Genomic DNA, 19,822 nt, shown 5'->3' on the forward strand with positions numbered 1-19,822 from the left:
TTAGTCAAGCGTTCCTCTGTCGTCGTATGACGCACGCCGTGCGGCGCGGCGCAACAGCAGCAGCACCGGCCGGCCGAGCAGGGCGATGGCGATCGCGTTGGTGATCGCCCGGCCCGTGTCCCACCCACCGGTCGACGTCACCAGCGTGTAGACGAGGAACCGGTGCAGGTTGGACCACAGCGAATCTCCCTGCACGAACGCCAGATTCGCGTGTCCTGGCAGGTCGGTGCCGGCGAGGAACGGCCAGCCGTAGAGGTTCATCAGCGCCCCGAAGAGGTATGCCGCGAGCACGCCGTACCCGATCAGCATGACGACCTCGGGCACACCGCGGAGCCGGCGCGGCAACAACCCGGCACCCATCCCGATCCACGCCGAGCAGAGCATCTGGAACGGCAACCAAGGGCCGACCCCCGCCGTCAGCAATGCCGACGCGAAGAGGGACGTGCAACCCAGGACGAAGCCGAAACCCGGCCCGAACACCCGGCCCGCGAGGATCAGCAGGAAGAAGACCGTCTCGATGCCGCCAGTGCCCGCACCGGCCGGTCGCAGCGCGGCATCCACCGCGGACAGCACGCCCAACATCGCGAGCGCCTTGGAATCCATGCCGCCGTCGGCGAATTCGGCGAGCACCACCAATACCAGCAACGGCAACGTGACCGCGAAGACGATCGGCGCGTCGGTGACGTGACCCGTGCTCGACGGCCCGTGATGCGTCAGCAACGGCCAGCAGAACATCGCCAGTCCGGCGACCGTCACAAGCGTCAGCACGATCGTCGAGCGCACCCCCAGCGGCACCGCCGTTCCGCTGAGGCGGGTCACCAGGTCGGCCGGGCGTCCCGGCGCCACGTCGTCGGTCAGCTGCCGCACGATCGCACCCCCACCACGCGCGCAACGTCATCGACGGTCAGGAACGGCGCAGGGGCAAGGACTTTCGCCACCTGCGGCGCAAAGATCGGCGAGGAGGCGACGACCTCCGCTGTCGGGCCGTCGGCGATCACGTCCCCGTCGGCGAGCACCACGACCCGGTCGGCCAGACCTGCCACGAACTCCACGTCGTGCGTCGCCACCAGCACCGCGTGCCCGTCCCGGGCGAGCAGGTCCAGTTGCTCTGCCAGCCGCGACTTCGCCCGGTAGTCCAGGCCCCGCGTCGGCTCGTCGAGCAGTAGAACCCGCGGACCAGCCGCCAGCTGAATCGCCAGGACCAGCGAAAGGCGTTGCCCCTCGGACAGATCCCGCGGATTCTGCTCGTCCGGGATCCCGGGCGCCAGCCGGTCCAGCAGCGCGCGAGCGGCCGGGCCCGCCGTCGCACACTCCGCGGCCACCGTCTCCAGATACAGCAGGTCCGACGCGGTTTGCGGCACCAGACCGACGGGTCGGGCATCGAGGTCGTCACGCCGACGTCGCCGGCGCCCGAAGACCCGAGCCGGATCCTCCCGTGCACCAGCGGTTTCGACTCCGTCCACCAGCACCGTCCCGGACGCCCGCGGACCGCTGCCCTGCAGCGCCCACAGCAGCGACGACTTCCCCGAGCCGTTGCGGCCCATCAGCGCGGTGACGGTCCCCGCCTGCAGGTCCAGATCGACCTCCCGCACGGCGACCCGCTCGGCATACCGCACGGTCACGCCACGCGCCGTCAGCACGGCGTCCCCGGCCGGCCGGCTGCGGACGACCGGCGCACCCAGCTCCGCGCGCAACGGCCGCGCCGCCCGGCGTGCGTCGCGGACCGACAGCGGCAACGGCGTCCAGGAGCACAGTCGTCCCAGCTCCACCACTGGCGGCGCGACCGGCGAGTCGGTCATCATCGCGGCCGGGTCACCGCTGCGCACGATGCCATCACCGGGCAGCACGACCACCGAATCGGCATATTGGACAGCTCTTTCCAGCCGATGCTCGGCCATGACGACCGTGGTGCCGAGGTCGTGTACGAGCCGGGTGATCGCGGCGAGCACCTCCTCGGCGGCGCCCGGGTCGAGCGCCGAGGTCGGTTCGTCGAGGACGAGCACCGCCGGGGACGTGACCAGCGCGGCACCGATCGCCACCCGCTGCTGCTGGCCGCCGGACAGCGTCGGGAGCGAGCGTCCGCGCAGTCCGGCGATCCCCAGCAGATCGAGCGTCTCCTCCACGCGCTTGCGCATCGTCGCCGGCGGGACGCCCAATTGCTCCATTCCGTAGGCGAGTTCGTCCTCCACCGTGTCGGCGACGAACCCGGCGACCGGGTCCTGCCCGACGCGGCCCACGACGTCGGCCATCTCGCGCGGCGGATGATCGCGCGTGTCCAGACCGTCGACGATCACCCGGCCCGAGAGCCGTCCCCCGGTGAAGTGCGGCACGAGCCCGTTGATCGCGCCGAGCAGGGTGGACTTGCCGGAGCCGGTGCGTCCGACGACGAGTGACAACTCCCCTTCGTCGACACAGAGATTCACGTCCGCCAGCGCCGGTGCGCCGGAATCGTCATACCGCACCGTCACGTCACGCACCTCGATCACGCCGCCACCTCCTCGTGCCGTATGACGCCCGGCGGCGACACCACCGCCGCGAGCAGCCCGATCACGGCCGCCACCAGCGGCAGCAGGTCCACGACCGGCCACTGCGCCGGCGACGTGACGACGCTCAGGTGCGCCGGAGCGATGCGCGTCGCGAGCACCATCAGCACGCCGGCTGCCAGTCCACTGGCGGCCACTCCGTACGCGGTGCGGTCGAAGGGCTCGACCCGATAGCGCGTGACGGTGCGCTCTCGGGAGGAGACGGCCAGCCCGGCCGTCGCCAACGCGAACCCGACACCGAACGCCGGCCACCGGACAACGCCTGGTGCGCGCTCGTCGAGCACCCCGAAGACGCCGATGCACAGTGCGATGAGCCCGACCACCGTCATCAGCGCAACCACGCGACGTGTCCGCACCGGCGCCGGTCCGCGGCGGCCGTAACCGCGCGAGTCCATGGCCGCAGCCAGCAGCAGGGACCGGTCGAGCGCATCGGCGAGCACGGGCACGATCATCCGCCGCACGAGGTGCCACCGACCCCCGCGGGCCGGCCGCAACCGTTGTGCGCGGTGCACCCGACCGATGCTCTCGGCCAGCTGCGGGAAGACCGAGACCGAGACGACCACGACGGTGCCGATGTCGTAGAGGCTGATCGGCACCACCTTGAGCAGCCGCTTCGGGTTGGCCAGCGAGTTGGCCGCACCGACACAGACGACCATGGCCGCGAGATGCAGCCCGTCATACAGCCCGTCGAGCAGATCCGACAGATGGACGGGGCCGAGCAGGGTGACGCCAGCAGCCCACTGTGGCAACGGGATTCGAGGGAGGTCGAGCAGCACCGGACCGCCACCGCCCGCGCCAAGGAAGCACCGGAACAGCACGCGCACCACGACGATGAACGCTCCGAGGAGGAGATACACCCGCAACGAGCGCGCCCACGGTGCGTTGCCGCGCCGCAGCACGACGACGAAGCACGACACGCCGACCAGCAAGAGCAGCAGCAACGGGTTGGTGGTGAACGAGGCCGCCACCGCCAGACCGATCGCCCACAACCACCAGGCGACCGGGTGGACGGGAGCCGGCAGCCGGTTCACCCGAGGTGGCGCCGTCGAATGACCGACACCACGGCCCCGCCGATCGCCAGCGCGGCGAGCACGCCGCCGCCCACGACTGTCGTGGCGTTGACGCCCGACGACGTGCTGGCTTGCTTGATGAGCTTGTCGCTGTTGGCGACCGGCGGTTCGCCCGCCGCGACTGCCGCGCCGCTGGAGGTCGACGAACTCGAGGAGGTGGACGATGCCGAAGCGGTCGTGCGGTGCGTCTTCTTCGCCGGGTGATGGCTCGTCGGGCGCGTGCTCGACGTCCTCGCGGGTGCGGTGGACGACGGACGCGCGGCGCGGGTCGGCCGGCGGGTCCTCGTCGGATGGGTCGGCGCGGGCGCGGTCGTGGTCGTATGACGAGGCGGCGCCGGCGCGGTCGTCGTGCTCGTGGGCCGGGGGGCGGTGACCGGTCGAGTCGGTGTGGCGCGCGGCACCGAGTTGCTGCCCTCGTTGAACGACCAGCCCTCGAAACCACCCGGAATGACGTGGCTGGAGGAGACACCCTCGCTGCTGACCGACCACGATCCGCCGTTCGCGGCCTTCGAGTAGCTCCAGTAGGCGTTCGCCGGGGGCGTGTTGACGCACTGCTCGTGATAACCGTTCGGCAGCGTCGTGGTTGCGGACGGCTGGCCGTAGAGCCGGCAGACGAACGCCAGCCCATAACGCTGTGTGCCCTGGATCGGGATCCCGGCCGCCTGCAACGCCTGCAGACCCGTCGCGCCGCTGCCGACCGGCGAGCACCGGATCGCAACACCGCCGCCGAGCGGCCCGAAGTCGACCACCACCGTCACCCCGGCGCTGCTCGTGCAGTAGCCGTTGTGTGCCGAGGCGGCTCGTGCGGGTGCAGCGGACCCGGCATACGCGAGGCTCGTCGCCGAGGTCGCGAGCGCAACGGCAGCGGCCGAGCGCAGCAGGCGGCGGGAGGCGGCGGGCATGATCGGTGCGTCCTTTCGCGCCGCGGGGGTCCACGCGCGACACGAGATCGCCCGCGACTGCAGTCCGCGGCAGTCGGTTCCGGTGACGGGTGGCGCAGGTATTCCGGCTCACGACCTGGGTCGTTCACGGCTGCGGGTCAGCGCCGGAGTCACACCGGCTTCCCCTGCTCGCACCTGGACGCTCGCCTGAGCGTCAGTCCAAAACGGTAGCACCGCTTGTTTATTGCCACGGAATGCCGCACAGTCCTGACGTGACCACCATCCGAGAACTCGATCTCACCCAGGCAGTGCGGGCGCTGGCGAAACTCGCCGCCGGCACGGACCGGGCGATCGTCGGGATCACCGGAGCACCGGGGGCGGGCAAGTCGACGGCCGCGAAGACGCTGGCGCGCCGGTGCACGGCGCACGGCATACCGACCGTGGTCGTGCCGATGGACGGCTTTCACCTCGCCCAGGCGGTGCTCGACGCGCGGGGCTGGGCCGCTGACAAGGGCGCGCCGCACACCTTCGACGCCGCGGGTTACGTCGCGCTGATCGAACGGATCCGCAAGGAACGTGACCGGTCGGTCTGGGCGCCGACGTTCGAGCGTCTGCTGGAGGACCCGGTCGCCGGGTCGATCGAGGTCGCACCCGAGACCCGGCTGGTGATCACGGAGGGCAACTACCTGTTGACCCCGGAGGAGCCGTGGTCGGAGCTCAGCGGGCTGCTCGACACGATCTGGTATGTCGACACGCCGGACCAGCTGCGGGTCGACTGGCTGATCGCCCGCCGGCGGAGGTATGGCGCGTCCATGCAGGAGGCGACCGATCTGGCCCTCGGCTCCGACGAGCGCAACGCCGAGCTGATCCGCAGCACCCGGGACCGGGCGGACGCGTTCCTGCGGGTGGCGTGAGCCCCGTCATACCAGCTGTTCGCGCGCAACCTCCGCGCCCGCCGTGCGTCTTCCCAGCATGAGGTGCGACGCCGTGACGGCAGGACGAGGGGCGACCGCCCCGTCCCCGCTCGGCGTTACCGATCGGAACGATCACTGGTTAAGGTCTGAGCGAGGGGCCGGGACGTCATGACAGTGAGCGCACCGGCGATGTATGCCGAGAGGCCGTATCGCGTGGGAGGTCGGGTCCGTGACCGTGGATCTGTGCTTCCGCGCGACGCGATGACCGGCGGAGACTCGGTCGACCTGGCCGAGCTCTACCGCACCCATCACCTGCAGATGGTCCGGCTCGCCCGGTTGCTCGTCGACGACCTGGCGAGCGCCGAGGACGTGGTGCAGGAAGCGTTCCTCGGCATGCATCGCAACCGGGCCGCGCTGCGTGACTCCGGTGCGGCCGTCGGCTACCTGCGGCAAGCGGTCGTCAACCAGTCCCGTTCGATGCTGCGCCGGCGGCGCACCGTGCGCGCGCACCTGAAGGTGGCCGAACCGGAGATCGCGCCACCGGCCGACAGCGACGTGCTGCTGGCCGAGGAGCATCGGCAGGTCCTGCGTGCGGTCGACCAGCTGCCACCGCGGCAGCGCGAGGTGCTCGTGCTGCGCTACTGGTCCGAGCTCTCCGAGGCGGAGATCGCCACCGCGCTCGGGATCAGCAAGGGGACCGTGAAATCACAAGCGAGCCGGGCGATGGCCGCCCTCGCCCGCATCATGCAGGAGGAAGGAGGCGCCCCCGATGAGTGAGCCGGACAACCACGACGACCTGGAGCGCCGCCTGCGCGAGGCGTTCGCCGCCCGGGCCGAGCAGATCGAGCAGCACGACCTCGACCTGGACCGGGAGCATTCCGTCGCCGCGCTGCTGCAGTCGCCCTCCGGGCCGAGCCGGACCCGGAGGATCTTCACCGGTGCGGGCATGCTGGCAGCTGCGGCAGCCGTGGCCGGCGTGGTCACGCTCGCCATTCATCCGTCGGACCGGCACCAGCCGACCAACGCGCTGCGTCCGGCGACGGCCAGCTCGGCAACCACGACGATCGGCATCGGGCCGACGCCCGCGCGCGCGGTGACCAGCACCGCGAGCAAGGCGTCACAGCACGTGGCTCGCCCGTCCGGGCAGCTGAGCTCCCCCTCCCGACAGCTCACCCCGACCACGACCGCACCGAGCACGAACACGCCGAGGACCGCAACCGGGCACGGCGTGCCGTCCAGTTCCAGCAGCTCGACCACGACGACGCCGCAGCTTCCCCCGACGATGCCGCCGGGTCTGCCGCAGAGCGGCGTGCTCGGCGACGGTGAATACACCGGACCCGTGCCGCTCGCCGACACGGGCAACGGCACCCGGATGCTGCCGATGCCGGACGGCACGAAGTGGGAAGTCACCTCCCGGGCGGACCGGTCGCTGACGATCCGGCTCACCTACCTGTCCACGGACATCGACGCGTTCTGGCGCGCGACCCTCCCGGCGCAGGGCTGGAAGGCGGACGCGCAGTTCGAGACGAGCGGGTGGAGCTTCCCCGGCACGGCGTATGCCGTGAGCGCGATCAACGACAAGGGCTCCTTCACCGTCAGCTGGTGACACCCGCCGGCGGCCAGGACCGGTCGTCCAGGGTGCGGGAGATCGCCGCCCGCCAGGCGGCGCGCTGCGTCTCGCGCCGTTCCGTGCTGAGCCGCGGATCCCACTGGCCGGCACGGTGCCAGTTGCGGCGCAGCACCTTCACATCGGACCAGTAGCCCACGGCGAGGCCGGCCAGATAGGCGGCGCCGAGGCTCACGGTCTCACTGGTCGTGGGTCGCACCACGGAGACGTCGAGCACGTCCGCGACCATCTGCATCATCAGGTGGTTGGACGTCATACCGCCGTCGACGCGCAGCGACTTCAGCGGCACCCCGGCGTCCGCGGTCATGGCCTCGACGACATCGCTGGTCTGCCAGGCGCACGACTCGAGCACCGCCCGGGCGAGGTGCCCGGCGGTCACGAAACTGGTCAGCCCGGAGATGAGGCCACGGGCACCGGACGACCAGTACGGCGAGAAGAGCCCGGTGAATGCGGGCACCACCACGCAGCCGCCGCTGTCGTCCACGCTGCGGGCGAGTGTCTCGATCTGCGGCGCCGTGCTGACCAGCCCGAGCCCGTCGCGGACCCACTGCACGAGGCCACCCGCCACGGCGATCGACCCCTCCAGCGCGTAGGCCCTCGACCCGTCGGCCAGCAGGTAGGCCACCGTCGACAGCATCCCGTGGGTCGACGACACGATGTCGGCACCGGTGTTCATCAGCAGGAACGCGCCCGTGCCATAGGTGCACTTCACCTCACCGGCCTCGAAACAGGTCTGCCCGAAGAGCGCGCCCTGCTGGTCGCCGACCGCGGCCGCGACCGGCACGCCCGCCAGTCCGCCGACGGCCGTGCCGACCACCTTCGACGACGGGACGATCGTGGGCAGGATCGCGTGCGGCACGTCGAAGAACGCCAGCAACTCCGGATCCCACTGCAGGGTCTCGAGATTCATCAGCAGCGTCCGGCTCGCGTTGGTGACGTCCGTGACGTGGATGCCGCCCTCCGGGCCGCCGGTGAGGTTCCAGATCAGCCAGGTCTCCATGGTGCCCATCAACAGGTCGCCGTCGCGGGCGCGGCGACGCAACTCGGGGTGGGTCTCCATCAGCCAGACCAGCCGGGGGGCGGTGAAGTATGACGCGGGCGGGATGCCCGCCCGGCTGCGGAAGAAGTCGGCGCCGGGGTCGGCCAGCAACCGGTCGACGATCGGCTGCGTGCGCGTGTCCTGCCAGACGATCGCCGGGCACACCGGCTTGCCCGTCGCGCGCTCCCACAGCACGAACGTCTCCCGCTGGCTGGCGACACCGACAGCGGCAACATCCGCCACGGAGATGCCGAGGTCCGCGAGCGCCTGCGGTATGACGCGACGGGTGTTGCGCCAGATCTGCGCGGCGTCGTGCTCGACCCAGCCCGGCCGCGGATAGATCTGCTGGTGCTCGCGCTGACCCATACCGGCCAACCGGCCGTGCTGGTCGAACACCATGGCGCGGGTCGAGGTGGTGCCCTGGTCGATGCTCAGCACGTAGCGGGTCATCCGGCTGCCTCCGCCGACTGCGGCAACCGGGACTCGCGGACCGCGGACGTGAGTCTCACCAGCGTTCCGCCATGAGCGCGTGACTGGTGCCGCGGGCCGCATCGCTCAACGCACGCAGCACGTCGGTGCGGGCGGCAGCGCCGGTCAGCACCTGCCGGACGATGCCGCGCACGCCGAGTGCCGCCACCACGACGCCTCCGTGGCTGCGCACCGGCACGGCGACGCCCGCACCGTCGACGGTCGACTCACGGTCGTCGATCGCGTGTCCGCGCACCCGTGTTGCGTCGATCTCTTTGCGCAGAAAGTCTTTTCGGGTGACGGTGCGTGCCGTCGCAGCCTCCGGCTGCAAGCGGTCGAGTGCCGAGCCGCCCGCCGGGCTGAAGGCGAGCAGCACCTTCCCCTCCGCCGTCGCGGCGAGGTTGACCGGCTCGCCGATCTCCAGCCGCTGCGGCGCGTGCGAGGCGCTGAAGACATGGTGCGCGGTCGTCCCGACGATCCGGTCCGGACGGGACGGCTCCCGCAGCACGACGAGCCGCGCGGACAAACCGGTGCGGGCGGCGAGCGCGTCGACCCAGTTGGTGGCGCGCGCCCGCATTTCGTTGATGTCCATCGGTTTCGGCCCCGCGCTCAACACGTTGCCGGCAACCAGGCGGTAGTCGGCGTTCGCGGGGTCCTGTTCGACGAAGCCGAGTTCGACCAGCGTCCGGAGGATCCCGTGCACGGTGCTCTTGGACAGCCCCAGCGCGCTGGACAACGCCCCCAGCTGCTGGCCGTTGTGCGCCGCGAGCAGCCGCAGGATCCCTGCGGCGCGTTCCACAGACTGCACGCTGCCCGGCATACCTCCGGAGCTTAGCTTTCGACAATGTCAAACGACCACGTAAACAGCGGAACCGGACATCCCTACGTTGAGTCTGCACCGATCACACGTGAGCTGGCTCACGTCGGGATGGAAGGGACTTTCCTCATGAAGCAACCACGTTCGGAGACTCCCGGAGGGACGTCATGAGCGAGCGCAGCGAGCGACCGAACAAGCACAGTGCGAAGGACGCCGCCCGAGGAACGAGGGCCGCGTCATGAGTGCCGTGACGGCACCGCTGAAGGAAGGGTGGGGGCTCAAGCGACTGGGCGGCCTGTGGGGTGAGTGCGCGGCCGAGTTCCTCGGCACCTGCGTGCTGATCCTCTTCGGCGACGGCGTCGTCGCGATGGCGGTCGCCGCGCTCCCCGGCTCCGGTCGTGCCGAGAGCGCGACGACCATCTTCCTGGCCTCCGGCGACTGGCTGCTGATCACCTGGGGCTGGGCGTTCGCCGTGTGCTTCGGGGTCTACATCGCCGGTGGTGTCACCGGCGCGCACCTGAACCCGGCCGTCACGCTTGCGTTCGCGGTGCGCCGCGGTTTCCCGTGGCGCAAGGTGATTCCGTACTCGATCAGCCAGATCGTCGGCGCGTTCGTCGGCGCCGCGATCGTCTGGTGGAACTACCACGACTCGATCAGCGCCTACGACCACGCGGCCGGTAAGGCAGGTGCCGCGCTCGTCAACGGGCACACCAACGCGACGTTCTCGATCTTCGCGACCTTCCCGTCACCGGTGTTCCACGGCTCGATGTGGGGGCCGCTGCTCGACCAGATCATCGGCACCGCACTGCTGTTGCTCTGCATCGCGGCGGTCGTGGACGTGCGCAACACGATCGTCAAGGCCAACCTGGCCCCGGTCGTCATCGGTTTCATCGTCGCCGCCATCGGCATGAGCTTCGGCGCCAACGCCGGGTATGCGATCAACCCCGCTCGTGACCTCGGGCCGCGCCTGCTCGCCTGGGCGGCCGGCTTCGGCGAACTGGCCGTACCCGGCACCGTGAAGGGAGCGTTCAGTGGCTACATGTGGGTTCCGATCGTCGGCCCGCTGATCGGCGGCGTCATCGGTGTCGTGCTGTATGACGTCTTCATCGGCAAGGTGCTGGACGCCCGCGCCGTGGTGAACGCACCGGAGGAGGCGCCGGAGCAGGTGCCACCGGTCGACGACGAGGACGACTACTAGGTCGACCGCTCGTCGTCATACCCCTCGAACACACAGCAGCAAGGAACCGTAGGAGAAACCATGGCCGACTTCGTAGGCGCCCTCGACCAGGGCACGACCAGCACCCGTTTCATGATCTTCGATCACGGCGGCAACGAGATCGCCAAGCGGCAGCTCGAGCACGAGCAGATCATGCCGCAGGCGGGTTGGGTGGAGCACAGCCCGCTGGAGATCATCGACCGGACCCGGACCGTCATGGGGAGCGCCCTGGCGAACGCCAATCTGCAAGCCTCCGATCTGGATTCGATCGGCATCACCAACCAGCGCGAGACCACGGTCGTGTGGAACAAGAAGACCGGGCGCCCGTATTACAACGCCATCGTGTGGCAGGACACCCGCACCGACCGGATCGCCTCCGCGCTGGAGCGGGACGGCAAGGGCGACGTGATCCGGCAGAAGGCCGGCATCCCGCCGGCAACCTACTTCTCGGCCGGGAAGATCCAGTGGATGCTGGACAACGTCGACGGTCTGCGTCAGGCCGCGGAGAGCGGTGACGCGATCTTCGGCAACACCGACAGCTGGGTCCTGTGGAACCTCACCGGCGGCACGGACGGCGGCGTCCACGTCACCGACGTGACCAACGCCAGCCGCACCATGCTGATGAACCTCGAGACCCTCGACTGGGACGACGAACTGTTGTCGTTCTTCGGCATACCGCGCTCCATGCTGCCGACCATCCGGCCCAGCTCCGACCCCGACTTCTACGGCACCACCCAGAAGCAGGGGCCGATCGGCGGCGAGGTGCCGCTGTGCGGTGACCTCGGCGACCAGCAGGCGGCCACCGTGGGCCAGGTGTGCTTCTCCCCCGGCGAGGCGAAGAACACCTACGGCACCGGCAACTTCCTACTGATGAACACCGGTGAGGAGATCGTCCGCAGCAAGAGCGGGCTGCTGACGACGCCGTGCTACAAGTTCGGCGACTCCCCCGCGGTGTTCGCGCTGGAAGGTTCGATCGCGGTGACCGGCAGCGCCGTCCAGTGGCTGCGCGACCAGTTGGGCATCATCTCCGGTGCGGCCGAGACCGAGCAGCTGGCGCGGCAGGTCGCGGACACCGGTGGGATGTACTTCGTGCCGGCGTTCTCCGGGCTCTTCGCGCCCTACTGGCGTTCGGACGCCCGCGGCGCGATCGTCGGTATGTCGCGCTTCAACACCAACGCCCACCTCGCCCGGGCGACCCTGGAATCCATTTGCTACCAGAGCAAAGACGTCGCTGACGCGATGGAGAAGGATTCCGGCGTGACCCTGGACGTGCTCAAGGTCGACGGCGGCGTCACCGCCAACAGCCTGTGCATGCAGTTGCAGGCGGACATCCTCGGGGTGCCCGTCTCGCGGCCGGTCGTCGCCGAGACGACCGCACTCGGGGCGGCATACGCAGCAGGCCTGGCGACCGGCTTCTGGAGCAACACCGACGAGCTGCGTGCCAACTGGAACGAGGAGCGGCGGTGGGAGCCGGAGTGGACCGATGAGCAACGCGCGAACGGGTACGCCGGCTGGCAGAAGGCCGTGCAGCGCACGCTCGACTGGGTGGACGTGGACTGAGTCCCACTGCGGGTGCTGCCGGTTCGCCGGCAGCACCCGCACCCGCTCGAATCAGATACGTAAGGTGGAACCCACCGGCCTCTCCGCGGCCGGCGCGGAGGAGGAACTGTCATGGTGATGCAGCCGAACAGCGGTCGGCTCGGCCCGGAGGAACACACCCAGGCGTGGAAAGACCTGCAGGAGCGCGAGTTCGACGTCCTGGTGATCGGGGGTGGAGTGACCGGCTCCGGAGCCGCCCTCGACGCCGCCACCCGCGGTCTGCGCACCGCCCTGGTGGAGGCACGTGACTTCGCCAGCGGCACGTCGTCGCGCAGCAGCAAGCTCTTCCACGGCGGGCTGCGCTACCTGGAGCAGATGAACTTCAGCCTGGTCGCCGAGGCTCTGCGCGAGCGCGAGCTGATGCTCACGACGATCGCGCCGCACCTCGTCCACCCGGTGTCGTTCCTCTACCCGCTGTCCCACCGTGGCTGGGAGCGCCCTTATGTGGCAACGGGTTTGGCGATGTACGACCAGATGGGCGGTGCTCGTTCGGTGCCGCGCCAGAAGCACTTGACCCGCGGGGGCGCGCTCAAGCTCTTCCCGAGCCTGAAGCCGGACGCGCTGGTCGGTGCGGTGCGCTACTACGACGCGCAGGCGGACGACGCCCGCCATACGATGACGGTCGCGCGGACCGCGGCGCACTACGGCGCCGTGGTGCGCAGCTCCACCGAGGTCGTCGAGATCGTCCGCGAGGCCGACCGGGTGGTCGGGGCGATCGTGCGGGACGTCGAGACCGACGAGCGGATCAAGGTCCGCGCCAAGGTCGTGGTCAACGCGACCGGCGTGTGGACCGACGACGTGCAGAAGATGAGCGGCGGGCGCGGCCGCTTCCGGGTCCGGGCGTCCAAGGGCGTGCACATTTTGGTTCCCCGTGACCGGATCGCCGGCGAGGTCGGGCTGATCCTGCGGACCGAGAAGTCGGTGCTGTTCGTCATACCGTGGGGTCAACAGTGGCTCATCGGCACGACCGACACCGACTGGGAGCTGGACCTCGCGCATCCCGCGGCGACCGCCTCTGACATCGAATACCTTCTGGAGCATGCGAATTCGGTGCTGGCAACACCGATCACCAAGGACGACATCCTCGGTGTGTATGCCGGGCTCAGACCACTGCTCGCCGGCGAGAGCGAGGACACCAGCCAGCTGTCGCGCGAGCACGCGGTGGCCCGGCCGCAACCGGGCCTGGTGTCGATCGCGGGTGGGAAGTACACCACCTACCGGGTGATGGCCAAGGACGCGATCGACATCGCCGGCAAGGATCTCGGTGAGATCAAGGAGTCCGTCACCGAGCACGTGCCGCTCCTCGGTGCCGACGGCTACGCCGCCATGGTCAACCTGACGCGCGAACTGTCCGAGCAGACCGGGCTGCCGCCGTGGCGGATCGAGCACCTGCTCGGCCGCTACGGCTCCAAGCTGGACGAGGTCCTGGCGCTGACGGCGGAGGACGCCTCGCTGCTCGAGCCGGTGAAGTCGGCCGAGACCTACCTGCGGGTGGAGTTGAAGTACGCCGTCACCCACGAGGGTGCCCTGCACCTGGACGACGTGCTCGCGCGGCGCACGCGGATGTCGATCGAGACCAAGCACCGCGGCGCCGACGCGGCCCAGGAGACCGCCGACATCATGGCCGGGGTGCTCGGCTGGGACGAGGAGACCAAGCGCAAGGAAGTCGAGTCCTACCGGGAGCGGGTCGCCGCCGAACGTGCGTCGCAGGAGCTGGACACCGACACCGAGAGCGACGCGGCGCGGCTCCGCGCTCCCGAGATGCGGCGTGGTCTGCGCAGCGTCACCGCGACGAAGTAGCCGGCAGTCGAGATGCAGCCAAGACCGAGCGCAATGCGCGTCCAGCATTGCTCGAATTCCCTCTCGAAGGGTGTCTCAGACAACGCTCCTTGACCGGGCATATTGTCGGACGGGTCTTATGGGACGGTATGGCGCGCACCACGTGGTTGACCAGGGGCGTTCCCGTAGAAGGAACCCTTACGGGCCATCGCCACAGCGAGGCAAGTTCACGTGACCTACCAGTTGCGGCTCGCGTCGAGCCCGGATGTGAGTTCAGCACTGGCGCGCTGGAATCGCTGCCCAAGTTGAGCCTCGGCAAAGTCGACTGTCGCGTTCAGCGCGGCGAAGAGTTCCTCGCGTTCCTCGGTCTCGATGAACGGCTTCCGGGATCCGTCGATGCGGTTGAAGGCGTCCCCGAACTCGCGGCCGATTGCTTCGAGTATGCCTTCGTGGGTCCCGTCAGCCAGGGCGGCGATGACGGCCGCCCGGGCGGCACGGTACTGCGCGACAGACTTCCTGTATCGGGCGGCGCTGATGTGTTCTCGCCCGTCCCATTCTCGTAGCGGGTTGTCACGGTTCTCCTGGACCCAGGCGGGCTTTCGTGGAGCGCTTACTTCGAGATCGGTCCCATTTGAAATCTCGGGCCTCCACGCCTTGCGGACCGCCGAGGCGTACTCGGAAGGCACGCTGTGCAGGTACAGCGTGTCAATGTTCGGCAGTCGCGCCGGATCCGGCACATCCTCTTTCGTCATCCCGAACAGGTTGCCGACCGAGAAATGCTTGAGCTGCGTCAACTCGTTGATCGCGTTCGCGTCTGACACCGCGCCAAGATCCCCCGACATGGCGAGTCTGGTCAGATTTGGGAACAGTCGGACGAGTTCGCCACAGTCGAGCGCGACGACGTGCTCAAGCTTGAGAGACCAAGTTGTGGGGTCGGGTTCGACCAGTGCGTCCAGTACCGGACCGGTGATGGCTCGTTCGCCTGGCCGGGCGGAGTCCTGGTCGCCGGCTTCCCACCGTCGTTGACGCGCGAGTTGCTCACCTATCCGCCACCGCGAGGAATAGGAGTTGGACGGTTCGTCTACGACCAGTGGTGCCCGTCCGATGATCTGGCAACTGCGTGGCAAGATCCAGGTGAAGTTGCAGTGCGAGAGTGTCCCCGCCTACGAGTGATGTGTCAGGCGTAATGGTTCGAGTGGGCCGATGTCGTCGACCGAGTGCGGTTGCGATCCCGACCAGTTCAGGTCGACGACACCAGCCTTTCGCCAGTGTGCGTCGAGATGTGTCACCTGGGCGGCAGCCCATTCCCCCAGATCCTCCGAGTACGCGACGACCACATCGCCCGGAGCGATCGGCCGTGGCGGACCGGCTTCCGAAGGTCGCGACATGCTCGGATTCTACGGCCGTGACAACCGGCACCCGTCCTACACGAACCAGACGCCCGGACCGCTATCCGCACTGACAAGCGAGGCACTTCGCAGGCCGATGGCTTTTGCGGCGCGGTTCAGCCCGTCTTGGCAGGTCGTGCGGTTGTGGCTGTGTTGAAGGTTTGGCGGTAGTGGGCCGGAGAGACTCCGTAGGTGCTGTTGAAGTGGGCTCGCAGGTTGCTGGCGCTGCCGAGTCCGACGCGGCGGGCGATGGTGTCGGTGGTCAGGGCGGTGGTCTCGAGGAGTTCGGCGGCGGCCTCGAGCCGGGCGTGTTGCAGCCATTGCTGGGGTGGTATGCCGGTCTGTGCCCGGAAGTTCCGGTTGAGCGTGCGTTGGCTGACTTGGCAGTAGCGGGCCATGGCGGCGACGGTGACCGATGGGAGGGTGCGACGCGCCCAGTCCTGCACATTCAGACGTGGCGCGGCACGGCCGTTGCTGACTGGCCGGATGTATTGGGCCTGTCCGCCGGTTCGGTGGGGTGGGGTGACTACGCGACGCGCCACCTCGTTGGCGATGGCGGCGCCGTGGTCCTGCCGGACCAGTGCCAAGCACATGTCTAGGCCGGCGGCCGAGCCCGCGGAGGTCCACACTTCGTCGTGGACGTACAGCACGGTCGGGTCGACGTCGATGGTCGGGTAGCGGCGGGCGAGTTCGCCGGCGTGCATCCAGTGCGTGGTCGCGCGCCGCTGGTCCAGGAGGCCGGCTTCGGCGAGCACGAACGCGCCGGAGCAGATGGAGGCGATCCGCGCGCCCCGTTGGTGGGCAGCACGCAGCGCGGTCAGCAGCCGGTCCGGTGCATGCTCGTGGACCTCGACACAGGCCGGTACGATCACGGTGTCCGCGTGGGTAAGCGCGTTCAGTCCCTGCCCGGCGGGCACGCTCAGGCCATGGGCGAGGCTGGTGACTGGTTGGTCGACTCCGGCGACGGCGAAGTGGTACCAGTCGGGGGTGAGGTCGCTGCGGTCGGTGCCGAACACCTCGGTGGGGATCGCGAACTCGAACAGCGGCACCCCCGGACTAGCGACCAGCACGACGCGGTGCCTCTGCTGGGTGTCAGATTCCTTGCGCACGGCGGCTAGTCTGCTACTCCCCTGCGCAGCGTGACACCCTCACGCTGGATGGTGTGAGCAACCAAGAGCATGCACAGCTGAAGCGTCACATCGGCCCGGGGCACGGGGTGGCCCTGTACGTCGGCGCGATCCTGGGCGCCGGTGTGCTCGTGCTGCCGGGTCAGGTCGCTTCGATGGCCGGGCCGGCGTCCCTGCTGTCGTGGACGTTCGCCTGCGCCATGGGGGTGCCGCTGGCCTGTATGTTCGCCGCGCTCGCTCGACGGGTGCCCGAGACCGGCGGGGTCGCTGCCTACGTGGGGCATGCTTTCGGGCCCTGGTGGGGCGGAATCACGGGGTGGCTGTACTTCGTGGCCGGGTCGGTCGGACAGATCATCGTTCCCCTCACCGGGGGCTACTATCTCGCCCAAGCGCTGCACCTCCCCGCCGTATGGGCCTATCCGGTCGCCGCCGTCATCCTCACCACGGCAGTCGCGGCCAACCTGATCGGCGCCAAGGTCAGCGGACGCGCGCAACTGGCCTTGGCCGGCGGCGTCGCCGCCGCGCTTGTCCTCACCATCGTCGTGGCCGCGCCTCAAATGAATGCGGGCCGGCTGACCCCGTTTGCCCCGCATGGACTCGCCCCGATCGGGGCGGGCGTCATAGTGCTGTTCTATGCCTTCGCCGGCTGGGAGGCCGTCGCCCACCTGGTCGGCGAGTTCACCGATCCCGACCGAGACGTGCCCCGCGCGGTCGCCGCCACCATTGCCATCGTCACCGTGCTCTACCTCGGCATCGCGCTGACCGTGGTGCTCACCGGGACCTACGGCAGGGACCGCGTGGACCACGTCGCCATCAGCTTGGTGTTGCAACATGCCTTCGGCGGCTACGCCGGCCTTGTTGCCGCGGTCGTCGCCCTGGTTATCAGCCTGGGCACCACCAACGCGTTCATCGCCGGCGTGTCCCGCTTGGCCTACATCCTTGCCGACACCGGCTGGTTGCCCAGGCCGGCCGCGCGCATCACCACGACCACCTCGGTCCCCGTCGGCGGTGTGCTCGCCGTCGCGCTCGTCGCCTACGCCGGTCTCGCCGTGGCGGTCGCGTTCGGGTTGGACACCGAAACGATCGTTGTCGTGCCCTCCACCCTGGTCGTCGCGGTCTACCTGCTCGCCGCCGCCGCCGGGGTACGACTCCTGCGAGGAGCAGCACGGTGGTGCGCGATCACCACGGTCGCGCTCACCCTGGTCGTTGCCCCCACCGCCGCCAGCCACGCGCTCATTCCGATCGCCGTCGCGGCCCTCGCCCTGATGTGCCGCTATACCCTCAGACACACCCAGCCCCAGGACAGCGCCGTAAGCACCGTCTGCGCGACAACCCCATCCGCGCCGATCGAATCGAGGTCGGCGAACTAGGCGGACGAGGGCGGACGTCTGACCGAACGACCCGCCGCTGGCCGCTCCGGGCTGGTCCACCTCGCCGATAGCCGATGCTCGCGCGAAGCGTGCCACAACACGATGCTGAATCGGAACGTGAAGACCAAGATGGTGAGTCCGTGGCGGTCAGGCGATCGATGGGGGCCAGCGTTCCATGCGCCACTGGTCCCACGAGTCGTACCCGGCGGGTGGGTCGTCGATGGGTTCGGTGCCGTCAACTTCTCCCGGAGTTGGGATCTCGAAGATGCGGGCCCACTCGGCCAGCTCGTGGTCGGTCATGGGCCAGGTGGTGTGCGGCTCGTCGGCCTGTCGTTGATCCAGGCGGCTCCGCTGTTCCCGCAGGGGCACATCGAAGAATTGCATGTGTACCAGTGCTCGGCGGTCGGCTGCAGCCTGGCGCAGGGCGGAACGTTCGTCGCGACTCCACAGGCCAAAGTCGAGCACCACGTTGCTGTCTAGTTCCAGCGCACGCAAACCGATATCGATGAGCCGTCCCTCGATGACATCGGAAGCTGCCGACGGGTTCTGGTCTCCGTATAGCGCCTTCATCCACTCGTCCTTCGTCAGGCGAAGCGCACAGTGGTCGACTTCGATTCTCCGGGCAGCGGTGGTCTTGCCGGTGGCGGGAAGCCCCACGGTTAGGAAGAGGGTCGGCTGTCTCATAGGCACATCCTCTCCGTTGGCGTTCGGGTCGCCATCCCGCTCCGCGTGACGATCCGTCAACGGGGCAGCCGCTTGGAATGGGCCTCGGTCAGCTGTCACGGGCGCCATCATGTGTCCATGTCTTTCGACGTCTATCTCCAAGGTTTCGTCGGAGGATGTCACCGATGGTGGCCGAGCCGAGATGCAGATACGTGCCTTCCTGGAACCACACCTCAAGTCCGACGATGCCAGGTTCTTCCGGATCAAAATCGGCGATGGTGAAGCCGATATCTACCTCAGCGGCAGCGGCATGATGGCCAACCATGTCTCAGGACGGGACCATGGCGGTCAGAGTCCCCGGCAGTGCTGGGGACTCTGACGCCGGCCGCACTGACGAAGCACTTCTCCCGAGAGCGACGCGGCCCGGCTCCGCGCCCCCGAGAAGCGGCGTGATCCGCCCAGCGTCACCGCGACGAAGTAGCCGGCGGTGCGGCCGGCAGCCACCCGTTTCGGCATACAGATGCCGCACAGGATGGTCATAGACTTGGCCGGGTGCGCGCACAGTCAGCGGCGACAAGGTGGATTGCATGAGCTCTGTATCTGGCCTGAGGCGGCCCGACGGGTCCCCCGTCCGCGTCCTCGTCGTGGACGACGAGAGCAATCTGACCGAGCTGCTCGCGATGGCGCTGCGCTACGAGGGCTGGGAGATCAAGAGCGCGGGCACCGGCTCCGGTGCGGTTCGCACCGCGAAGGAGTTCCGGCCCGACGCCGTCGTACTCGACATGATGTTGCCCGACTTCGACGGCCTCGAGGTGCTGCGCCGGCTGCGCGACGAGGACCCGACGCTGCCGGTGCTGTTCCTCACGGCGCGGGACGCCGTCGAGGACCGGGTCGCCGGCCTGACGGCGGGCGGCGACGACTACGTCACCAAACCGTTCTCGCTCGAGGAGGTCGTGGCACGGGTGCGTGCACTGCTGCGGCGCTCGGTCGCGATGAGTGAGGACAACTCCTCAATGCTGGTCGTCGGCGACCTCCGGCTCGACGAGGACAGCCACGAGGTGTTCCGTGGCGACGACGAGATCAACCTGACTGCAACGGAATTCGAGCTGCTGCGCTATCTGATGCGCAATCCCAAGCGGGTGCTGTCCAAGGCGCAGATCCTGGATCGGGTGTGGCACTACGACTTCGGTGGTCAGGCCAACGTCGTCGAGCTCTACATCTCCTACCTGCGCAAGAAGATCGACGCGGGTCGCGCGCCGATGATCCACACCATGCGGGGTGCGGGCTACGTCCTCAAACCGGCGAGCTGAGCGGGGCTCGG

Annotated in this window: 18 protein-coding genes and 1 riboswitch; of the genes, 8 read left to right on the plus strand and 10 right to left on the minus strand. The window is 69.1% G+C overall.

Features of this window, described 5'->3' with window-relative positions:
* The 4 genes from ACN8HC_RS09035 to ACN8HC_RS09050 are packed head-to-tail and all read right to left on the minus strand — an operon-like array spanning position 1 to position 4,515.
* Positions 1–867 carry an ECF transporter S component gene (locus tag ACN8HC_RS09035; protein WP_490074497.1) on the minus strand — a complete coding sequence of 289 codons (867 nt, stop codon included), beginning with the start codon at positions 865–867 and terminating at the stop codon, positions 1–3.
* Positions 855–2,486: an ABC transporter ATP-binding protein gene (locus ACN8HC_RS09040; protein WP_490074498.1), complete on the minus strand. Its 1,632-nt coding sequence runs from the start codon at positions 2,484–2,486 to the stop codon at positions 855–857. The genes ACN8HC_RS09035 and ACN8HC_RS09040 overlap by 13 nt, the downstream gene beginning before the upstream one ends.
* Positions 2,483–3,574, minus strand: coding sequence for an energy-coupling factor transporter transmembrane component T (locus ACN8HC_RS09045; protein WP_490074499.1), 1,092 nt, complete (start codon positions 3,572–3,574; stop codon positions 2,483–2,485). Before ACN8HC_RS09045 ends, ACN8HC_RS09040 begins: the two co-directional genes overlap by 4 nt.
* Positions 3,571–4,515, minus strand: coding sequence for a hypothetical protein (locus tag ACN8HC_RS09050; RefSeq protein ID WP_490074500.1), 945 nt, complete (start codon positions 4,513–4,515; stop codon positions 3,571–3,573). The genes ACN8HC_RS09045 and ACN8HC_RS09050 overlap by 4 nt, the downstream gene beginning before the upstream one ends.
* Before the next feature lie 76 nt (positions 4,516–4,591).
* Positions 4,592–4,739, minus strand: a riboswitch (cobalamin riboswitch).
* Positions 4,740–4,766: 27 nt separating this feature from the next.
* On the opposite strand from ACN8HC_RS09050, the gene ACN8HC_RS09055 reads away from it, so the two are divergent.
* The 3 genes from ACN8HC_RS09055 (at position 4,767) to ACN8HC_RS09065 (ending at position 7,014) form a co-directional block, all read left to right on the plus strand.
* On the plus strand, positions 4,767–5,408 hold the full coding sequence (locus tag ACN8HC_RS09055) for a nucleoside/nucleotide kinase family protein (RefSeq protein ID WP_490074501.1): 642 nt from the start codon (positions 4,767–4,769) through the stop codon (positions 5,406–5,408).
* Between the two features lie 243 nt (positions 5,409–5,651).
* Entirely contained in the window at positions 5,652–6,185 is a 534-nt protein-coding gene (locus ACN8HC_RS09060) for an RNA polymerase sigma factor (protein WP_490074502.1), read from the plus strand.
* On the plus strand, positions 6,178–7,014 hold the full coding sequence (locus ACN8HC_RS09065) for a hypothetical protein (protein ID WP_490074503.1): 837 nt from the start codon (positions 6,178–6,180) through the stop codon (positions 7,012–7,014). Before ACN8HC_RS09060 ends, ACN8HC_RS09065 begins: the two co-directional genes overlap by 8 nt.
* Here ACN8HC_RS09065 and glpK (ACN8HC_RS09070) read toward each other — a convergent pair.
* Positions 7,004–8,524 (minus strand): glycerol kinase GlpK, encoded by a 1,521-nt coding sequence (gene glpK, locus ACN8HC_RS09070; protein WP_490074504.1) that lies wholly within the window; start codon positions 8,522–8,524, stop codon positions 7,004–7,006. The two genes, ACN8HC_RS09065 and glpK (ACN8HC_RS09070), sit on opposite strands and share 11 nt — an antisense overlap.
* Before the next feature lie 55 nt (positions 8,525–8,579).
* Positions 8,580–9,362, minus strand: a complete 783-nt coding sequence (locus tag ACN8HC_RS09075) for an IclR family transcriptional regulator (protein ID WP_490074505.1) — start codon at positions 9,360–9,362, stop codon at positions 8,580–8,582.
* 235 nt (positions 9,363–9,597) lie between these two features.
* On the opposite strand from ACN8HC_RS09075, the gene ACN8HC_RS09080 reads away from it, so the two are divergent.
* The 3 genes from ACN8HC_RS09080 to ACN8HC_RS09090 all read left to right on the plus strand — a co-directional run bounded on the left by ACN8HC_RS09080 (position 9,598) and on the right by ACN8HC_RS09090 (position 13,974).
* A complete protein-coding gene (locus tag ACN8HC_RS09080) occupies positions 9,598–10,557 on the plus strand; it encodes an MIP/aquaporin family protein (protein WP_490074506.1) in 960 nt (319 codons plus the stop codon).
* A gap of 60 nt (positions 10,558–10,617) precedes the next feature.
* Complete coding sequence (glpK, locus tag ACN8HC_RS09085; protein WP_490074507.1) at positions 10,618–12,135, plus strand: glycerol kinase GlpK; 1,518 nt, start codon at positions 10,618–10,620, stop codon at positions 12,133–12,135.
* Between the two features lie 111 nt (positions 12,136–12,246).
* Positions 12,247–13,974: a glycerol-3-phosphate dehydrogenase/oxidase gene (locus ACN8HC_RS09090; RefSeq protein ID WP_490074508.1), complete on the plus strand. Its 1,728-nt coding sequence runs from the start codon at positions 12,247–12,249 to the stop codon at positions 13,972–13,974.
* A gap of 215 nt (positions 13,975–14,189) precedes the next feature.
* Here ACN8HC_RS09090 and ACN8HC_RS09095 read toward each other — a convergent pair whose 3' ends face one another.
* Together ACN8HC_RS09095 and ACN8HC_RS09100 are read right to left on the minus strand one after the other, a co-directional pair.
* Complete coding sequence (locus tag ACN8HC_RS09095) at positions 14,190–14,774, minus strand: hypothetical protein (protein ID WP_490074509.1); 585 nt, start codon at positions 14,772–14,774, stop codon at positions 14,190–14,192.
* 683 nt (positions 14,775–15,457) lie between these two features.
* Complete coding sequence (locus tag ACN8HC_RS09100; RefSeq protein ID WP_490074510.1) at positions 15,458–16,450, minus strand: GlxA family transcriptional regulator; 993 nt, start codon at positions 16,448–16,450, stop codon at positions 15,458–15,460.
* 53 nt (positions 16,451–16,503) lie between these two features.
* Here ACN8HC_RS09100 and ACN8HC_RS09105 point away from each other — a divergent pair, with 53 nt between their 5' ends.
* Complete coding sequence (locus ACN8HC_RS09105; RefSeq protein WP_490074511.1) at positions 16,504–17,838, plus strand: APC family permease; 1,335 nt, start codon at positions 16,504–16,506, stop codon at positions 17,836–17,838.
* A gap of 147 nt (positions 17,839–17,985) precedes the next feature.
* Here ACN8HC_RS09105 and ACN8HC_RS09110 read toward each other — a convergent pair whose 3' ends face one another.
* Positions 17,986–18,522, minus strand: coding sequence for an ATP-binding protein (locus ACN8HC_RS09110; protein ID WP_490074512.1), 537 nt, complete (start codon positions 18,520–18,522; stop codon positions 17,986–17,988).
* Between the two features lie 88 nt (positions 18,523–18,610).
* Positions 18,611–18,826, minus strand: a complete 216-nt coding sequence (locus ACN8HC_RS09115) for a hypothetical protein (protein WP_490074513.1) — start codon at positions 18,824–18,826, stop codon at positions 18,611–18,613.
* Positions 18,827–19,088: 262 nt separating this feature from the next.
* On the opposite strand from ACN8HC_RS09115, the gene ACN8HC_RS09120 reads away from it, so the two are divergent.
* Positions 19,089–19,811, plus strand: coding sequence for a response regulator transcription factor (locus tag ACN8HC_RS09120; RefSeq protein ID WP_490074514.1), 723 nt, complete (start codon positions 19,089–19,091; stop codon positions 19,809–19,811).
* Positions 19,812–19,822: the final 11 nt, after the last annotated feature.

The sequence above is a fragment of the Flexivirga sp. YIM B11880 genome (genome assembly GCF_058148645.1).